The organism is Anaerosporobacter faecicola (assembly GCF_012070565.1).
Classification (GTDB): Bacteria; Bacillota; Clostridia; order Lachnospirales; family Lachnospiraceae; genus Anaerosporobacter; species Anaerosporobacter faecicola.
Genome location: NZ_JAAQRO010000044.1, coordinates 49,094 through 69,278, shown reverse-complemented (window position 1 = coordinate 69,278; position 20,185 = coordinate 49,094). Strand labels below are relative to the sequence as shown.

At 37.0% G+C, this 20,185-nt stretch carries 16 protein-coding genes and 1 other annotated feature; of the genes, 15 read left to right on the top strand and 1 reads right to left on the bottom strand.

The genetic code is table 11. The features are described from left to right. Positions 1–76: 76 nt before the first annotated feature. From HBB17_RS17905 to araD, 6 genes are all read left to right on the top strand, one after another. A complete protein-coding gene (locus HBB17_RS17905) occupies positions 77–2,422 on the top strand; it encodes an alpha-galactosidase (protein WP_167958865.1) in 2,346 nt (781 codons plus the stop codon). A gap of 98 nt (positions 2,423–2,520) precedes the next feature. Continuing rightward, positions 2,521–3,990, top strand: a complete 1,470-nt coding sequence (locus tag HBB17_RS17900; RefSeq protein WP_238483795.1) for a DUF6937 domain-containing protein — start codon at positions 2,521–2,523, stop codon at positions 3,988–3,990. A 91-nt stretch (positions 3,991–4,081) separates the two neighbouring features. After that, complete coding sequence (locus HBB17_RS17895; protein ID WP_167958864.1) at positions 4,082–5,440, top strand: MFS transporter; 1,359 nt, start codon at positions 4,082–4,084, stop codon at positions 5,438–5,440. A 148-nt stretch (positions 5,441–5,588) separates the two neighbouring features. Continuing rightward, positions 5,589–6,530 (top strand): alpha/beta hydrolase, encoded by a 942-nt coding sequence (locus HBB17_RS17890; RefSeq protein ID WP_167958863.1) that lies wholly within the window; start codon positions 5,589–5,591, stop codon positions 6,528–6,530. Between the two features lie 241 nt (positions 6,531–6,771). Next, on the top strand, positions 6,772–7,866 hold the full coding sequence (locus HBB17_RS17885) for a GntR family transcriptional regulator (protein WP_167958862.1): 1,095 nt from the start codon (positions 6,772–6,774) through the stop codon (positions 7,864–7,866). A 184-nt stretch (positions 7,867–8,050) separates the two neighbouring features. Continuing rightward, entirely contained in the window at positions 8,051–8,743 is a 693-nt protein-coding gene (gene araD, locus HBB17_RS17880) for an L-ribulose-5-phosphate 4-epimerase (protein ID WP_167958861.1), read from the top strand. 260 nt (positions 8,744–9,003) lie between these two features. Here the strand turns inward: araD and HBB17_RS17875 are convergent, their stop codons facing one another. Continuing rightward, the gene (locus HBB17_RS17875) at positions 9,004–9,180 is read right to left on the bottom strand and encodes a YjfB family protein (protein WP_167958860.1); all 177 of its coding nucleotides are present in this window, start codon (positions 9,178–9,180) and stop codon (positions 9,004–9,006) included. A 244-nt stretch (positions 9,181–9,424) separates the two neighbouring features. Here HBB17_RS17875 and HBB17_RS17870 point away from each other — a divergent pair, with 244 nt between their 5' ends. The 9 genes from HBB17_RS17870 (at position 9,425) to argS (ending at position 20,120) form a co-directional block, all read left to right on the top strand. Continuing rightward, the gene (locus HBB17_RS17870) at positions 9,425–10,345 is read left to right on the top strand and encodes an ArsR/SmtB family transcription factor (protein WP_238483794.1); all 921 of its coding nucleotides are present in this window, start codon (positions 9,425–9,427) and stop codon (positions 10,343–10,345) included. A 139-nt stretch (positions 10,346–10,484) separates the two neighbouring features. Further along, a complete protein-coding gene (locus tag HBB17_RS17865) occupies positions 10,485–11,648 on the top strand; it encodes a galactokinase (protein WP_167958900.1) in 1,164 nt (387 codons plus the stop codon). Positions 11,649–12,202: 554 nt separating this feature from the next. Beyond that, positions 12,203–13,195: a UDP-glucose 4-epimerase GalE gene (gene galE, locus HBB17_RS17860; RefSeq protein WP_167958858.1), complete on the top strand. Its 993-nt coding sequence runs from the start codon at positions 12,203–12,205 to the stop codon at positions 13,193–13,195. Beyond that, positions 13,196–14,692, top strand: a complete 1,497-nt coding sequence (galT, locus tag HBB17_RS17855) for a UDP-glucose--hexose-1-phosphate uridylyltransferase (RefSeq protein ID WP_167958857.1) — start codon at positions 13,196–13,198, stop codon at positions 14,690–14,692. It begins immediately after the preceding gene. 312 nt (positions 14,693–15,004) lie between these two features. Continuing rightward, a complete protein-coding gene (locus HBB17_RS17850; RefSeq protein WP_167958856.1) occupies positions 15,005–15,322 on the top strand; it encodes a PadR family transcriptional regulator in 318 nt (105 codons plus the stop codon). Beyond that, the gene (locus tag HBB17_RS17845; protein WP_167958855.1) at positions 15,323–16,129 is read left to right on the top strand and encodes a DUF1700 domain-containing protein; all 807 of its coding nucleotides are present in this window, start codon (positions 15,323–15,325) and stop codon (positions 16,127–16,129) included. After that, positions 16,126–16,977: a DUF4097 family beta strand repeat-containing protein gene (locus tag HBB17_RS17840; protein ID WP_167958854.1), complete on the top strand. Its 852-nt coding sequence runs from the start codon at positions 16,126–16,128 to the stop codon at positions 16,975–16,977. Before HBB17_RS17845 ends, HBB17_RS17840 begins: the two co-directional genes overlap by 4 nt. Positions 16,978–17,033: 56 nt before the next feature. Then, positions 17,034–17,225, top strand: a complete 192-nt coding sequence (locus HBB17_RS17835; RefSeq protein WP_167958853.1) for a PspC domain-containing protein — start codon at positions 17,034–17,036, stop codon at positions 17,223–17,225. A 567-nt stretch (positions 17,226–17,792) separates the two neighbouring features. Continuing rightward, positions 17,793–18,036 (top strand) — a binding site (T-box leader). Positions 18,037–18,347: 311 nt separating this feature from the next. Continuing rightward, entirely contained in the window at positions 18,348–20,120 is a 1,773-nt protein-coding gene (argS, locus tag HBB17_RS17830; RefSeq protein WP_167958852.1) for an arginine--tRNA ligase, read from the top strand. The last annotated feature ends 65 nt before the right edge of the window (positions 20,121–20,185 follow it).

The window sequence follows — 20,185 nt, the reverse complement described above, 5'->3', positions numbered from 1 at the left end:
GACATATACATAATGTATGATATAATAAAACTAAATAAACGAAAAGAGTTTTGTCATAATCGAAAAAGGAGGGCATATGATTCATTTTGCACAACAAGTATTCCATTTAGCAACGAATAATACATCTTATTTGATTGGCATTCGTAATAACAAGTACATAGAGAATTTGTATTATGGGAACAAGATTAAAGTAACAGAGAATTATGAGGCACTACAGGAAAGATTCGGTACAGGATATGGGAATAGTGTAGGAACTCCTGATGATGCGATGTTGACACTAGATAATCTATGTTTGGAATATTCTTTTGGTGGTAATGGAGATTACCGTCATTCACCATTTGAAATTCGTATGCCTGATTATAGTTACTCCAATCGTTTCTATTATCAATCTCATGAAATCTATGAAGGTACATTTCGCGAAAATGAAGAAACGAAACTACCATATGCAAGATATGGAGAAGATGCCACCACTTTGGAAATCGTGCTTCATGACCAAAAAGAAAAGATGGATTTGATTTTAGTCTATACGGTTTTTCCTTCCTGTGATGTGATAACAAGAAGAACCATTCTAAAAAATAACACCGATTCGGTTGTTCGAGTAGAGCGTATGATGAGTTTGCAGCTGGATCTTCCAGAAGCGGATTATGATATGGAAACCTTTGATGGTAGTTGGACGAGAGAACGTCATGCTACAAGAAAACATCTAGAATCAGGGGTTTATGTGAATGAATCAACAACAGGTTCTAGTTCTAATCGTCACAATCCTCTGATCCTTGTGGAGAAGAGAGAATGTACGGAGATGACAGGTGCTTGTATTGGAGTGAATCTTTTATATTCTGGTAATCATTATGAGGCTGTGGAGGTTACACCTTATGGAAAAATTCGTATACTAACAGGAATTCATCCACATCGTTTTGAGTGGTTTATAAAACCAGAGGAAACATTCTATACTCCAGAGGCCGTTTTAACGTATTCCAGCAAGGGAAGACATGGTGTAACAGCACAGTTTGGTACATTTGTAAATCAACATATAATTCCGAAACAATGGCAGAAGAGAGAACGTCCTGTATTAATTAACAACTGGGAAGCAACGTATTTTGATTTTACAGAGCGGAAATTATTAAAGCTTGCAAAAGAAGCAGCGAATCTAGGAATCGAACTGTTTGTTCTTGATGATGGTTGGTTTGGAAAAAGAGAAGATGATAGCAGTTCACTAGGAGACTGGTTCGTAAACGAGAAGAAACTAGGTGGTTCACTTCGACAACTATCAAACAAGATTCATGATTTAGGTTTGCAGTTTGGAATCTGGATGGAACCAGAGATGATTAGTGAGAACAGTGAATTATATAGAGAACACCCAGACTGGGCAGTACGAATACCTAATCGAGATTGTTATGTGGGAAGAAATCAGTACGTACTAGACCTTACTAGACAAGAAGTAAGAGCTGAAGTTGTAGGTCGAATCACAGAGATATTAAGAAATGGCAATGTACAATATGTGAAATGGGATATGAATCGACATTTATCCGATGCCTATTCTGCTTCACTAGGAGAAAGGCAAGGAGAGTTTTATCATCGCTATATATTAGGTGTTTATGAGATGATGAAACAGATTACAGAAGAATTTCCAGATATCTTATTTGAAAGTTGTTCCGCAGGTGGAAATCGGTTTGATTTAGGAATGCTCTATTACATGCCACAGATTTGGACATCTGATGATACGGATGCCAATGAACGTGTTGCCATACAGGAAGGAACTTCCTGTGGCTATCCATTATCAACAATGGGTGCGCATGTAAGTGCTGTACCAAATCACCAGACCTTACGAAGTATTTCGATAGAAAGTCGTTTCAATGTTGCATGTTTTGGCGTACTGGGGTATGAACTTGATCTTACGAAGTTAAGTATGTCAAGTAAGAAGATTGTGAAAGAACAGATTGCCTTTTATAAAAAATATCGAGCATTATTCCAGTTTGGCTCTTTTACAAAGTCACGTATGCACAATGGCAATATAATTTGGCAAGTTGTTTCAGAGGATAAACAACAAGCAATTGCGATGTGCTATCAGCAATTACAGAAACCCAATACATCATCGGACATTTTAAAAGTAATCGGACTTGATCCAGAACAGTTGTATCATGTTGAAGCAAGAAAACAAGCGATTTCCATAAAGCAATTTGGTGATCTCGTAAACCAAGCTTCCCCTGTACCAATTAAGGAGGAAGGAATTCTTCAAACAATCGTAAATCAGGTGTATACATTGGAAAGTGAATCGGAATCTTATGATGTATATGGCGATTTATTAGAATTAGCAGGAATTAAGCTTAAACAACAATTCGTTAGCACCGGTTATAATGAAGAAACCAGAGTAATGGGGGATTTTTCAAGCAGAATCTATCTGATATCAAGTAAAGCATTGTAATATGGTGTAGCAAGTTAATAAATTATACAATACGATCGAAAAGTTCGTGTAGATGAGTAGATGTTTGGTAAGAAAAAGGAAGCAGCAGGAGAGACAGAATGCAGAAGGGAGCATATATGAATCGTTCAGAGATGATCTTTGGCAATACAATGTCAAAGAAAGTAGTAAAGAAAGCAGAAAAGCAAAAGAAGAAATTCATTCGCAAATTTGGAGATGATCAGAATAAAATCTATCCAATGGTAATTGAGAAGAATCCTTGTATTGGTGATTCACTTGGCGTGTATAATCTGTCCATTCAAGAGGGAAAGAAGACAAGTGCATTTGATACAGAAAAAGGTGTAATCGTAGGTAATATTCGTATGGGATTTGGACATTATCGAATCTCCATGGCAATTGCATCCGCTGCACATGCAATGGGATATACACCATATTGGATGGACTTGAATTCCTATCAACAAACTACTTGCGGAAAGGTAATCAATTATCAAAATAATCTGTACTCAATGGGTTCTCGTCTGTCACAAAAGAGCAAATTATTCAACCACTTTGTCTGGGAACCAATGAATTCTGAAGGATTTAGAAAATTGTCATATAATGCGGCAGATCAGAAAAATGCAGAATTGATGGCTCCTACTTTTGGGGAGATACCAAAAGAAATCCCTGTGATTGCGACGCATGTATGGCCAGCTCAAGCCGCACTTCATGCAGGAATGAAAACTGTCGTAAATGCAATTCCAGATAACTGGCCAATGGCTTTGCATTTAGCGGAAGGCAGTATTCATACTATTCAAACACATTTTGCATACCAAGGGTATCGTACCTTAAATGGAATGGCAGGCAAGAAAGTACTTCATCCAATGAAGCGGAAAGATCTTGTCTATACAGGTCATTATATTGACCATGAATTAGTTTCCAATATTGATCTTGATTGCATGAATCGTAAAAATAGGATCAAAGAGAAAAAACCAATGCGTTTCTTATTGACAATTGGTGGGGCAGGGGCACAGAAAGAAATCTTTGCAGCGATTATTAGAAAATTGTTACCATATGTGAAGAATAATCGTGCAGCTCTGTTTGTAAATGTAGGGGATTACAAGAATGTATGGGATGAATTGGTGAAAGAAATTCCAGAACTTCGCACAGCAACAGAACATTTTGATCAATGGAAAGAATCTTGTAATTTTGCCCAACATGCCATTGATGGAGAGGTGAAAGGAATCCATGGATTCTATCATTCCAATATATTTGAAGCGGTGTACATTACAAATCTCCTTATGAGGGGGACCGATGTGTTGGTTACAAAACCAAGTGAATTAGCCTTTTATCCAGTACCGAAACTATTCATCAAACGTGTTGGAGGACATGAGATGTGGGGCGCAATTCATTCTGCTGAGATTGGAGATGGAACATTGGAATGCGAGGATATACCACATATTCTTCAGATGCTACAACTGTTCTTAGAAGATGGAACGATATTAGAAGATATGTGTGATCATATTGTACAGAACAACAAGTTAGGTATCTATAATGGGGCGTACAAAGTTGTTGAACTGGCAATGAAAAAATAAAGGAGGCGAGTTCGTGTGAAAGAAATTCTTTTACACGGCGATTAGTGCCTTACGCATAGTCGTTTGATATGGAAAGGACAGGGTGATTAGTATGAAAAAATTATCAACAAGCAAAATGATTTTATTTGCAATCGGTCAATTTGGTTGGGCATTATTATCTGGTTTGATTTCAAACTGGTTAGTATACTTCTATCAACCAGATGCCGTTGCACAGAAAGCAGGACATACGGTATTCATTCCACAAGGGCGAGTGATCATTGGAATATTTACCATACTTGGTGGAATTACAGCACTAGGGAGAGTGTTTGATGCAGTGACAGATCCATGGATCGCATCTTTATCCGATCGCTGTAAGTCAAAGAATGGACGCCGAATCCCTTTTCTAAAATTCGCTGCGATACCATTAGCAGTATCAACGATATTGGTGTTCTGTGCACCAATTAATGAAAATAGTTGGTTAAATGCAGCTTGGGTATTTGTTTTTGTAATGGTTTATTATTTGGCATTAACTACATATTGCACACCATATACCGCTTTATTGCCAGAACTTGGACATAGCCAAGAGGAGAGAATCAATATCTCAACAACGATTTCTTTGACGTTTATCGTAGGTACCGCAGTTGCTTATGCTGCACCAGTTGTATGGGGAAGTTTAGAGGGAAGTATGGGGCGAATCCCTGCGATGCGCCTTACCTTTGTTATCTTCGCAGTAATTGCCCTAATCGCTTTGTTTATTCCTGTATTTGCAATCAAAGAGAAAGACTATGTTGAGGCAAAACCTGTTGAAGGAACAGCATTTTCTTCATTAGTAAAGACATTTCGTAATAAGAGCTTCCGAATCTTTGTTGGCTCTGATATCCTGTATTTTATTGCACTTACGATGTTCCAAACAGGATTACCATTTTTCGTTACCTCATTACTTAAACTACCAGAGAACATGTCGACGGTTTACTTTGTGGCAATGACAGCGCTTTCTTTAGTATTCTATGCACCAATTAATATAGTAGCAAAGAAGATTGGGAAGAAGAAGCTTGTGTTAATTGCATTTGGTATGTTCAGTTTGGCTTATCTGTATACTGCATTTTTTGGAGAAAATCTTGGAATCAATACGACTGTACAAGGATATATCTTGGTAGTGATCGCAGCAATGCCTATGGCAATCTTCGGAATCCTTCCACAGGCAATGTTGGCTGATATCTCAGAGAGTGATGCAGTAACAACGGGAGAAAATCGAGAGGGAATGTTCTATGCAGCCAGAACATTTGCATTCAAGATGGGACAAAGCCTTGCTATGTTGATTTTCACGGCGATTGCTACTGTTGGAACTTCAGGAACAGGCTATCGTATTGCAGCAGGAATCGCAGCGGCATTCTGTATCATGGGAGGCGTTGTATTATTCTTCTATAATGAAAAAAATGTAAATGCTATTATAAAACAATCAAACAAATAATGCTCTGTTACATGATGGAATCTCCTCATACAAGCTACTTTATATTTTGTATTGTAAAACATGGATTTGTTAAGAATAATGGGGTATCATGTAAATAACATATACTATTTAGAACAATAATGGAAGGCTGGGAATAAAATTGTCAGAAATGGAAAAGAAATATAGCAAGGTTCCTTCCACAGATGGAATTCATGATCTACATGTGATTCTATGGAAACCGAAGGATGATTCGAGTATAAAGGCTGTATTGCAGATTTCACATGGTATGGTGGAATTCATGGAACGATATGATTCATTTGCAACCTCTCTTGTAGAGAATGGGTATGTAGTTATCGGGCATGATCATTTAGGCCATGGTAAATCTGTAAAAGATACCTCTGAATGGGGGTACTTTGTTAAAAAAGATGCAAGTCGCGTGGTAGTAGATGATGTTCATAAAATCCACTGCTACAGTAAGAAGATGTATCCGAACGCGAAACAGATTTTATTAGGACATAGTATGGGATCTTTTGTTGCACGTAGATATCTAATCACCTATGGCAATGATCTAGATGGTGCCATTATTATGGGAACTGGTAGCCAGCCTGCAGCAGCACTGATAGCAGGAAAAGGAGTTATAAATCTTCAAAAAATGATCTTTGGTGATAAACATAAAAGTGATTTGATTGAGAATATTATGTTTGGTGCGTATAATCATCGTTTTAGTGATGACAAACATGGCAAACATTGGCTTACAAAAGATGAAAAAATCGTAAGTTGGTATTGTAATGAACCGGGATGCAGTTTTACATTTACGCTTAATGGATATAAGATGATATTGGATACAATAACCTATATTCAGAAGAAAAAGAATTTGGATAAGATGCCAAAGGAATTACCAATGTTATTGGTTTCAGGAGAAGATGACCCGGTTGGTAATTATGGAAAGGGCGTAAAACAAGCCTACCACAAATATAGAAAAGCTGGTATTCAAAATATAGCAATGCATCTGTATCCAAATGATCGGCATGAAATTCTAAATGAACTGGATCGTCAGAAAGTATACAAAGATTTACAGACTTGGTTGGATAAGATATCACTTTCTCTGTAAGAAATGTTACGAAATATGTATGGACAATAAAAAAATCATCAGCAAGCTATGGTCAAGTGGATTGATTACTAGTTTACTGGTGATTTTTTATTTAATTGGGAAGTCTTTCGCTTTCCTATTAAACAAACCCTCCGGGGGATGCGCACTCGCACATAAGGTATAATGCAACAAATACAACTTGTAAATATGTACGTACAAGTTGTAAAATGATACTAGAATACGAAAGAACGGAGGAAATGGCTTGACAGATGAAAAAGGGAGAGCAAAATATTACAGCTTAATGGAAGACCTTAAGAAGAACATCTTAAGTGGAAATATTAAGCCGGGTGATCGAATCGCTTCGGAAAATCAACTATCGGAAACGTATCATGTAAGCAGGCATACCGTTCGAAAAGCATTGTCCATACTGGAGAATGAAGGATTTGTCGTTGCAGAGCATGGACGTGGAACCTTTTGTATGGGACGAATCAAACAAAATACCAAAACCAACAATATAGCGGTAATTACCACTTATATTAATGATTACATATTTCCAAGGTTGATACAGGGAATTGATTCTGTTCTAACAAAAGAAGGGTATAGTATTATTTTGAAAAATACGGGCAATCTGCAAAAGATGGAGGCAAAATGTTTGGAAGATATCCTTACGAAGAATGTGGATGGATTAATTATTGAACCAAGCAGAAGTGAAGTATATTGCAAGCATTATAATCTGTATCGCATGTTAGATGATTTAGAGATCCCCTATGTATTTGTACAGGGAATTTATCCACAGTTTATGAATAAACCACATGTACTAATGGATGATGTAAAAGGAGGGTATTTGTTAGCCAAATATCTCATAGACCTGGGACATAAAGAAATTGTGGGTATCTTCAAAGTAGATGATTACCAGGGAAAAGCAAGACATAAGGGGTATGTGAAAGCTTTGCAGGAAGCTGGAATTGCCTACGATCCGGATCGGGTCATCTGGTTTCAGACGGAGGACAAAGAAACGAAACCACTACTGGGAATCAAACAGATGCTTCGAATGAATATCCATTTTGATGCAATTCTTTGTTATAATGATCAGATTGCTTGTAAACTGATGTTGTATTTGAAACGGTTGGGAATACAGGTACCACAGGAAGTCTCCATAACTGGATATGACAATTCAGTTTTGGCGGAGAGCTCACCAGTTCCATTGACGACCATCGCCCATCCAAAAGAGCGATTTGGCGAACTAGCAGCTAAACTGCTATTGGAAAAAATGGCAGGCATTGGGGATGAAGATAGTAAGGTGGAGCGGCTGATTGAACCAGAATTGATCATTCGGCAGTCTTGTATCAAGCGTTAAGACGTTTGCTGTTATTGCATTGACAGGTACCAAAATACAAGAAGCAACGAAAATATAAGAGCAACGAAAATATAAGGGCGACAAAGATATAAGAATAACAAAGATGTAAGAGCAACAAAGATGTAAGAGACAAAGGAAACAAAGAAAACTTGTGAAATAAAGGAATCATGAAAGGGAGAAAGATATGTTAGAACAATTAAAAGAACAGGTATACAAAGCAAATATGGAATTACCAAAAAGAAATCTCGTAACCTATACATGGGGAAATGTTAGTGGAATTGATCGTGAAAAAGGATTATTTGTAATCAAACCAAGTGGAGTAAATTATGAAGAATTAAAACCAGAAGATATGGTTGTAATTGACATGGAAGGAAACCGTGTAGAGGGAAGATACAATCCTTCAACAGATACCGCAACACATCTGGAATTATATAAAGCATTTCCTGAGATTGGTGGTGTGGTACATACCCATTCTTCATGGGCTACGGTTTGGGCACAGGCAGGAAGAAGTATTCCAAGTTATGGAACAACGCATGCAGATTATTTCTATGGAGATATTCCTTGTGCGAGAAGTCTGACACAAGAAGAAATTGATGAAGCATATGAAAAAAATACAGGAAAAGTGATTATTGAAGCATTTGCGAATCGAAATCCAATGTATGTACCGGGTGTTTTATGTACCAATCATGGGCCATTTACATGGGGAAAAGATGCGGCACAAGCAGTTTATAACGCAGTTGTATTGGAGGAAGTAGCAAAGATGGCGCATTATACCGAGAGCATCAATCCAAATGTAAAACCAATCCCACAAGCACTGATGGATAAACATTTCTTAAGAAAACATGGTGCCAATGCGTACTATGGACAGGATAAATAATTTATTCTCAAGGGCGAGAACGTGTTTTCTCATAACAATCACATACTCGTTCGACACACTCAAGTGCAAAGTTTGAAATATATGTATATGTGCGAGGTCTACTTGTATCGTTATCATGAAATTTGTCTGAATGATCTGATAGACTATCAATAAAACAAAAAAAGAGCCAATACATAAGTGAATCCTCCTTGTAGGGGAGTTATCCAACAAGGAGGTCCACAAGATGTGTTGACTCTTTTTCTAACGCAATTAACTATAATCTAGATGGAAATATCAATATTTCCACCCAAATTAGGGTTTACGGAAGCTTCCATCATCTTTGTCATGCCTTCCATGGACTGCTCAACAGTATCCATTGACATCTTAAGAATAGAAGCGCTTACCTGTGTCATTAGATTGGTTTGGCTTAAACTTGGAGATAAGGCTGTAAGATCCATACGCATCCTCCTTTATAAAGTCATTGTTATGTTCATTGATGTAGACAGATTGTCACATCGTTTTATTTGATACGACATTATTATACCATAGGAACGAATATTAGGCAAAGAAAAGAAGAACTCTTCTATTGTCAGAAAAGTGTGTTCTATGGTATACTGTTTGCAACAAGATTTTTGTTGTAAATCAAAGTTTGGCTTAGGTTGATAGAACCATTGCCACTAACGTATCATGGAGGTAAGGATCGTGCAAAAAACAAGGAAACTGAATTTGGCAGATGCAAAACAAGTAACACTTGTTGGTAAGGCGTTGTCATCAGAAGTTCGATTAGATATCATTCGCTTGCTTCAAAAACAAGAGTATAACATTAATGAAATTGCAGAAACATTAAAATTAGCACCTTCTTCAGCAGCTTCTCATATCCGTGTTTTAGAAGAGGCAGGAATCATACGAACGACGTTGCTACCTGGTATTCGTGGATCAATGAAATTGTGTTCTCTACAGGTAGGAGAAGTATATGTTAATTTGGGGAATGAAGAAGGAAAAGAAGAACAGGTGGAGATTATTCATATGCCAATCGGTAATTATGTAGATTATCGTGTGACACCTACCTGTGGTTTGGTAAGTTTAGAAGGACCAATTGACGAGGAAGATGAACCAAGATGTTTCTATAATCCAGATCGTGTTCATGCCAAATTACTCTGGCTTGGTGACGGGTATGTGGAGTACCGCTTCCCTAATAATAGTATTAAGTCCAAAGAACCAAAACGAATTGAAATTTCGGCAGAATTGTGTTCAGAAGATCATGATTTTAACATGGATTATCCTTCAGATATCACATTATGGATTAATGGCATTGAAGCCGCAACTTGGGAATGCCCTAGTGATTTTGGCGGCAGACGTGGACGATTAAATCCAGAATGGTGGCCAGATAAGAATACCCAGTATGGTATGTTGAAGACATGGGAGATTACGTCGGAAGGCGTATCATTAGATGGAGAGAAGATTTCTTCTAAACGGATTGGGGAGTTTGGACTTACAGCAAGAGAATATATTGCAGTACGGTTTGGTGTAAAAGAGGAGACAAAACATAAAGGAGGAATGAATCTATTTGGTAATGGATTTGGTGATTATGAACAAGATATCATCATGAAAATCTACAAATAAAACATAGAAATGTATTTACATCAGAGCAGGAAGGGTGTAAAATACAATTAACAACAGAAAAATTGTTCTAAAACACAAAATCTGATTTATAACATACCATTTGGATTTTAATTAAGAAAGGAGATTCGTGATGCAAAAGATCAAAGAAGATTTATTAGCAAAATTCACGGCTGTATTTGGGCCAGGGGGTCAGGTTACACCATATTTCGCACCAGGTAGAGTAAACTTGATTGGAGAACATACGGATTACAATGGAGGTCATGTATTCCCATGTGCCTTAACAATTGGTACTTATGCAATTGCAAGAAAGAATACCAGTCGTAATCTTCGTCTGTATTCTGTAAACTTTGATAAACTGGGGATCATCAGTGTATCTTTAGATGATTTAAACTATGCTAAGGAAGATGACTGGGCAAACTATCCGAAAGGTGTTGTTTGGGCATTTGAACAAAAAGGGATGAAGATTGACGCTGGTCTTGATATCTTATATTTTGGCAATATTCCAAATAGTTCAGGATTATCATCATCAGCAAGTATTGAAGTTGTAACGGGTTACATACTTTCACAAACATTTGGATTTAACACCTCTTTTGTAGATCTAGCTTTGATCAGCCAATTCGCTGAGAACAAGTTCATTGGTGTTAACTGTGGGATCATGGATCAGTTCGCAATTGCAATGGGAAAAAAAGATCATGCGATTTTCCTAGATACGAGCAATCTTCAATATGAATATGCACCAATACAATTAACGGGTTCTAAGATTGTTATTGCCTGCAGTAATAAGAAACGTGGTCTTGGAGATTCAAAATACAACGAAAGAAGAACAGAATGTGAAACAGCTTGTGAAGAATTAAAGAAAGTTGTTGCAATACAAACGTTGGGAGACTTAACAGAAGAACAATTTGAACAATACAAAGATGCCATCAAAGATGATGTAAGAAGAAAACGAGCAAAACATGCGGTTTATGAAAACCAAAGAACGATCAAAGCAGTACAGGCTTTAAAAGAGAATGATTTGACGACCTTTGGAAAATTAATGAATGATTCTCATGTATCTCTTAGAGATGATTATGAAGTTACTGGTATTGAATTAGATACCCTTGTTGAAACATCGTGGGAACAAGAAGGCGTAATCGGTTCAAGAATGACAGGTGCTGGTTTTGGTGGATGTACAGTTAGTATAGTGAAAGAAGACGCGGTAGATGCATTTATCGAGAACGTTGGAAGAGTATACGAAGAGAAGATTGGATACAAAGCTGATTTTTATGTGGTTGAAATTGGAAACGGTCCGTGTATACTATAAGATGTAAGATGCAAGGGTCAAAAGGTCATTTCACTTTGTGCTTGCACAAAAGTGAACATGACGTGTTGACCCGCTAAACATGAGCAAGTAGCGTGATAGCGCGGATTGCGAATGTTTTAGAATTGTGGGAGTTGCAAAGCAACGGAACAATTCGTGCATCAAAAAGTAGTCAAAAGGTCATTTCACTTTGTGCTTGCACAAAAGTGAACATGACGTGTTGACCCGCTAAACATGAGCAAGTAGCGTGATAGCGCGGATTGCGAATGTTTAGAATTGTGAGAGTTGCAAAGCAACGGAACAATTCGTGCATCAAAAAGTAGTCAAAAGGTCATTTCACTTTGTGCTTGCACAAAAGTGAACATGACGTGTTGACCCGCTAAACATGAGCAAGTAGCGTGATAGCGCGGATTGCGAATGTTTTAGAATTGTGAGAGTTGCAAAGCAACGGAACAATTCGTGCATATGACGTCCCCAACGTCTTGTTATAATAGAGATAGTAAAGTAAATGATGTTAATATGAAAATATTATGTGAAAAGAAGGAAGGAGCAATATTATGACAATATTAGTTTTAGGTGGAGCAGGATACATTGGATCTCATACGGTTTATGAATTAATTGACCGTGGTGAAGATGTAGTAATTATTGATAATTTGGAAACAGGACATATTGAGGCTGTTCATGAAAAAGCACGTTTCTACAAAGGGGATATTCGTGACCGTGCATTCTTAGACAGTGTTTTTGAAAAAGAGAAGATTGATGCTGTAATCCATTTTGCAGCAAACTCTTTAGTTGGTGAAAGTATGGTAAATCCACTGAAGTATTATGATAATAATCTTTGTGGAACCAAAGTATTGTTGGAGGCAATGGTTGCACATGGCATTGATAAGATCGTATTCTCTTCTACAGCAGCAACATATGGTGAGCCAGAAAGAGTACCTATTCTTGAAACAGATCGTACAGAACCAACGAACACATATGGTGAAACAAAATTATCCATGGAGAAGATGTTCAAATGGACTTCCAAAGCACATAATCTTCGTTATGTATCGTTACGTTACTTCAATGCATGTGGTGCACATGTAAGTGGTAAGATTGGAGAAGCTCATAATCCAGAAAGTCACTTGATCCCATTGATCTTACAAGTTCCAAATGGACAAAGAGAATCCATTGCAATCTTTGGTGAAGATTACAATACAAAAGATGGTACTTGTGTAAGAGATTACATTCATGTAACAGATTTGGCACAAGCACATATCCTTGCTGTTAAGTATCTTGCAGAAGGTAATGATAGTAATATCTTCAACCTTGGTAATGGTGTAGGGTTCACAGTAAAGGAAGTTATTGAAACAGCAAGAAAAGTGACGGGTAATGAAATCAAAGCAGTCGTATCTCCTAGAAGAGCAGGCGATCCTGCACAATTGATTGCATCAAGTGATAAAGCAAGAACAGTACTTGGTTGGAAGCCAGAACATGCCGATCTTGAAGAAATCATTGCAACAGCATGGAAGTGGCATAGTACCCATCCAAATGGTTTTGGAGGTAAATAGATGATCGCACAGAATATCAAAGGGCTTGTCCAGTATGCACTTGATAATGGAATGATTCAAAAAGAAGATCAGATTTATACAACGAACGCACTATTGGAATTGTTCGAACTGGACGAGTTAGAAGAGACAAATGAGAAGGAACAGGATACATTTTCTTTAGAAGATACATTAAAAGAGATGTTAGATTATGCAGTTGAAAAGGGAATCCTTAAAGAGAACAGCATTGTTTATCGTGATCTGTTTGATACGAAGATCATGAGTAAATTGATGCCAAGACCATCTGAGGTAATCCACACATTCTGGGATAAATATAAGAATTCACCAGTAGAAGCAACCGATTACTACTACAAATTAAGCCAGGATTCTGATTATATTCGTCGTTATCGTATTAAACGTGATGTGAAGTGGGTGACAAAGACGGAATATGGGAACCTAGACATTACCATTAATTTGTCAAAACCAGAGAAAGATCCAAAGGCAATTGCTGCGGCAAAATTAGCGAAGCAGAGTGGATATCCAAAATGTCTTTTGTGTTGTGAAAATGAAGGATATGCTGGTCGTGTAAACCACCCTGCTAGACAAAACCACAGGATCATCCCTGTTGTGATCAACGATCAGACTTGGGGATTTCAATATTCTCCATATGTATACTATAATGAACATTGTATCGTATTCAATGGGGAACATACACCAATGAAGATCGAGAAGAATACCTTTGTCAAATTATTTGACTTTGTAAAACAGTTCCCACATTATTTTGTAGGTTCCAATGCGGATTTACCGATTGTAGGTGGTTCCATTCTCAGTCATGATCATTTCCAAGGTGGACATTATCAATTTGCTATGGCAGATGCGAAGTTTGAGAAGACATTTACGATCAAAGGATATGAAGATGTGGAAACTGGTATTGTAAAATGGCCAATGTCTGTCATTCGTTTACGGAGCAAAGAAATCTCTCGTCTTGTAGAACTTGGCGATCACATTCTTACGAATTGGAGAGGGTATACGGATGAAGCAGCATTTATCTATGCAATTACAGATGGAGAGCCACATAATACCATAACTCCAATTGCGAGAAAGAATGGTGAGGTCTACGAATTGGATCTTGTTCTTCGTAATAATATCACTACAGAAGAACACCCTTTGGGAGTATTCCATCCACATGCAGAATTACACCATATTAAGAAAGAAAATATCGGCTTGATCGAAGTTATGGGGCTTGCTGTGTTACCTGCCCGTTTAAAACAAGAGATGGAACATTTAGAAACAGCAATGTTGGAAAATAAAGATCTGAGAAAAGATGAAACGCTAGAGAAACATGCACAGTGGGCAGATGTGATTCGTGAGAAACATCCAGAATTGAATGCTTCCAATATTCATGAAATCATACAAGAGGAAATTGGTCTTGTCTTTGCAACAGTACTAGAACATGCAGGTGTATACAAAAGAGATGCAGCTGGACAAGAAGCGTTCCAACGATTTATACAAACGTTATAAAAACAAAGCACTTAGGTGAAAAAGTAAAACAAAAATATGCCAAAAACGTAGGAATTCATAGATGTTATGTGGATTCCTACGTTTTTTTTTGTATTGCATTTGTCATACCAATATGACAAATGTAATGACTTTTGAAAATCGTATAGTATTATATTGACACATAATATTATACGATGTATAGTATTGATATCAAAACAATATATTGAATTTCACAATATGTTGATTTTAACAATATGTATACAAAAACAATATAATACAAGGATCAAAAGTTCACAAGAAGATCCAAAGTAAGTGTTAAAGGAGGTTGAGAGTATGGTATTTAATACAGGTGCAGCATTGTTAGATGCAATTGTGTTAGCGGTTGTATCCAAAGACAAAGATGGCACATATGGTTATAAGATTACGCAAGATGTACAGCAGGCGATTGACATATCAGAGTCAACGTTATATCCTGTATTACGAAGGTTATTAAAGGATCAATGCCTTGAGGTTTACGATATGGAGTTTGGTGGAAGAAACAGACGATACTATAAAGTAACCAATGAGGGGAAAGCGCAACTAAGAATGTATTGCGATGAATGGAAACAGTATTCGAATAATATTAGTAATATTTTTGTGGGGGTGGAATAGATGAGCAGACAGGAGTTTATAAACGAATTAGAAAATCTTCTTGCCAATATACCTGAGAAAGATCGTCAGGAAGCCATTCAATACTACCAGGATTATTTTGAAGATGCCGGAGTAGAGAATGAAGAACAGATCATTCATGAGTTAGGAACGCCAGAACGTGTGGCTGCCATTATACAAGAAGACCTTCGAAATGAAGGAATGAAAGATCGTGGGGAGTTCACAGAAAAAGGATATCATAATCCAGCATTTGATCAGAACAAGCAAGATGTTGTCATGAAAGTGGATCCAACTATGAATCAGCAAGGAAATCAACAACAATATTATCAACAAAACGGACAACAATATGGACAGACTGGCCAACAATATAATCAACAATATGGCCAGACAAATGGTCAACAAAATAATCAAAATCAAGAACCACAATATGTTTATGAGTATTCAAGTATACCAAAAGTACTTTTGATCATTGGAGCAGTCTTGTTTATACCAGTGGGTATTCCACTTTTGGCTACTGGATTCGGACTCTTTGTAGCAGCAATGGCTGTTATCTTTTCCATGGTTGTAACATTTGGAGCTTTAGCATTCGGATTAACCTTTGGTGGAGTAGCAATGGTCGTTGCAGGTATATCTCAACTCTTTAGTGTTCCAATGTATGCCTTGTTAGTATGTGGTGGTGGATTGATCCTTGTTTCCATTGGTTTGCTATCTGCGTTGGTTTCAAAGATTTTTGCAAAGATGATTCCAATGTTTTTCAAAGGTGTAATCAATCTTTTACGATTACCATTTAGAAGGAGGGTTATGGCATGAGTTTATTCACAAAAAACTGTTTACGAATTAGTGGAATAGCAGCATTACTTGGTATTGTATTCGTGTGTATCGCTCTTGTAAGTGGAGTCGATGTAAATGGAGCAAACCGCAAGAATTACGTACTGGATTTTAGTAGTGATTATGATCAGGATATTAAAACAATTAAGATTGATCTGAACTTTGCTAGTGTGAAGATCGAACGTGGCAATACATTTTCTATTGATGCAAGAAATATGAACAAAGAAACATTCCAGAGTTTTGTAGAGAATGATGTTTGGACTATTAAAGATGATGATGAAAAGAAATTCAAATTGTTTGGTCATGCAATACCAATTTTCTATACGGATGGCAATGAAAAATATACCGTAACGATTACTGTACCTGATAATTTTTCAGCGAATCGGATTGATATTGAAATTGGGGCTGGAAAAGTAAATCTATGCGATATTGAAGCACAAAGGATTGATTTTGAAGTTGGTGCTGGAGAATTATTTGCAAGTCGTTTGGTTGCTACAGATGGAGCAGACTTAGAAGTTGGTGCTGGTAAGATGGAAATTAAAGACCTGGTTGCAACTGACGTGAATATGGAATGTGGCGTTGGTGAAATGGTGATCAGTGGTGATGTCAGAGGAATCAGCAGCGCAGACTGTGGTATGGGTCATATTGAATTAAATCTGGATCAACCTGAATCTAATTACAATTTTGATCTAAGTTGTGGCATTGGTAACATTAACATTAATGGACATAACTATTCCTTTACAAGCGATTCCAATATTCGCAATGATAATGCAATCTATGATTTAGCAATTGATTGTGGAGTCGGAAGTGTTGAAGTATCAAATCAATAGAGTTATAATTAAATAAAAATAGAGTAATAATTAAATGAAAAATGGAGGAATGAATTATGGAACAAAAAAGATTATACCGTTCATCAACTAATAAAATGCTTTGTGGAGTATGTTCAGGAATTGCTGATTATCTGAACATCGATCCAACGATTATTCGTTTATTATGGGTGATTTTTGGTTGCATGGGTGCAGGAGTTGTAGCATACATCGTAGCAGCTATCATTATCCCAGTTCGTTATGAAAGATAGAATGTAACGAATCGAACAAGGTAACTATAAGAATAGTAGAAGTAGAATAAGAAACGGTACGTGTTTCGTAGGTGCTGCCTCATGGTTGAGAGATTAACTATGAGGCAGCACTTTTTTATTTAATAGGAAAGTCTTCCAACTTTCCTATTAAATAAACCCTCCGGGGGATGCGCACTCGCACATGAGGTAGATGTCAGCTGAAGCTGACTGCGCTCGGCGCAAAGAACAAAGTGTACTTTGGAAGTAGATATTAACGCGAGAGTGTACGAAGTACACTTTGTTCTTTAATAGGGTTGGGGTGTCAAAAGCCCTTATTTATTTTGAGGTCCGTCAATTTGCACAATTTAAGTTTGTCTAACATGTAATACAGGATATAGTTCACTCCGGGCACGTTCTCGCCCAGCTGAAGTTCGTAGTGGTACATAAGGCTCTAAAGTACAGAGCCAAAGTACGTATACAAAGAGTATATGATGGAAAGTATAAAGAAAGAGGTTGACAATTAGAATAATAACTTTTATAATTTGAAAAAGAATAAGATGATGCTATGGTAAAACATTACATCATAAGAAAAATTCATTGAAGAGAAGAGTATTTGTTTTTCATCTTTCAGCGAGTAGGAGTTTGGTGTGAGTCCTATAAGAAAAGAACAGAGAAGAGGATCTCGGAGAAGCAATTTCGAATAAGGATGTATCAAAGATTAGAATGGGGATAGTTCTTATAAGATGTTGACGTTCACTGCGTTAAAGTGTTAAGTGGATTGTATATGTTACAATCAATTGGAGTGGTACCACGGAATGAATTCGTCTCTTATCGTAAGATAAGAGATTTTTTTATTTAATTAGGAAAGTTCTCGAACTTTCCTAGTTAAATAAACCCTTCGGGGGATGCGCACTCGCACATGAGGATGATGTCAGCTAAATCTGACTGTGTTCTTATAGGGAAGTATTTCCTACACAGAGATATTTCGAATGAAGAGGTACTCACACGTAACGTTACGATTACGAAAGCATGTATTGCATCGTAATATGTAGAAATCAGGGAAAAGATTCATGGAACCCTAATAGTATAAATGTCACAAACATAGAAAATGAGCAATTTTGATTGCAGAAAAGAGGTAGAGATATGAAGAAAATCATAGAGATCATTAAACAAGAGATCACGAATGCTTTCGTTGCTTGCGGATATGATGAAAAATACGGGATGGTTACGTTATCCAATCGTCCTGACTTATGTCAGTATCAATGCAATGGGGCGTTAGCAGCTGCAAAGGAATACAAGAAAGCTCCGATTATGATTGCCAATGAGGTAGTTGCGAAATTGGAGAATGCTACGATGTTTAAAGAAATCGTTGCGGTTATGCCAGGTTTTATTAACATTAAGTTAAGCGAAACGTATTTGGCATCTTATGTGAATGATATGAACAAAGAAGAGAATTTTGGCTTTGAAAAAGAAGAAAATCCAAAGACCATTGTAATTGATTACGGCGGACCTAATGTTGCTAAACCATTGCATGTTGGACATCTTCGTTCTGCAGTGATCGGAGAAAGTGTAAAACGGATTAGTCGTTTTGTTGGACATAATGTTATTGGCGATGTTCATCTTGGAGACTGGGGACTTCAGATGGGATTGATTATTACAGAATTAAAGAAGAGACAACCAGAATTGGTTTATTTTGATGAAAGTTTTGAAGGAGAATATCCAGAAGAAGCACCATTTACAATTTCTGAATTGGAAGAAATCTATCCATATGCCAATGCATATTCCAAAGAACACCCAGAATTCAAAGAAGAAGCAAAGAATGCGACATTTGAATTACAAAGTGGTAGAAGAGGTTATGTAGCATTATGGAATCATATCTTAAATGTATCCGTTACCGATTTGAAGAAGAACTATGAAAAATTGAATGTTTCTTTTGACTTATGGAAAAAAGAAAGTGATGCCCAAGGATACATTCCTGGTATGGTTCAATACTTGAAAGATGGTGGATATGCAAGAATTAGTGAAGGTGCACTTGTTGTTGACGTAAAAGAAGAGACCGATACAAAGGAAATTCCTCCATGTATGATCTTGAAATCAGATGGAGCAACTCTGTATAACACAACCGATCTTGCTACAATCGTAGAACGTGCAGAATTATTCAATCCAGATGCGATTACCTATGTTGTTGATAAACGTCAAGAATTGTATTTTGAACAGGTATTCCGTTGTGCAAAGAAGACGCAGTTAATTGGTGATCATGTTAAATTGACATTCTTAGGTTTTGGTACAATGAATGGTAAAGATGGCAAACCATTTAAGACAAGAGATGGTGGTGTAATGCGTCTTGAAAACTTGATTTCAGAAATTACTAGCGCGGTATATGGCAAGATTATGGATAACCGTGAGATAACAGAAGAAGAAGCAAAAGAAATTGCGAAAAAGGTTGGAGTTGCAGCAATCAAGTATGGTGACTTATCCAATCAAGCTTCCAAAGATTATGTATTTGACGTGGATCGTTTCACTTCATTTGAAGGAGACACAGGCCCATATATCCTATATACAATCGTTCGTATTAAATCGATCTTAAATAAATTTAAAGAAGTAACAGGAATACAAGAAATTCCTACGAGTGAAATTTTAGCAGCAGGTAGTGAAAGTGAAACTGCCCTTATGCTTGAATTAACAAAATTCAGTGATACAATCACCAATGCATTTACAGAGAATGCACCACATAGAATCTGCCAATATATCTATGATCTTTCTAATGCATTTAATAAATTCTATCATGAGAATAAGATCATTGCGAATGAAGATGAAAAAGTACGTGCTTCTTGGATTCAATTGATTACATTGACTTGCAATGTACTGAATACATGCATTGATCTTTTGGGAATTGAAGCACCTGATCGTATGTAATTCAATTAATTAAGAAACGATTTTGTGCCAATAAGGGTATGGGTGTCAAAAGCCCTTATTTATTT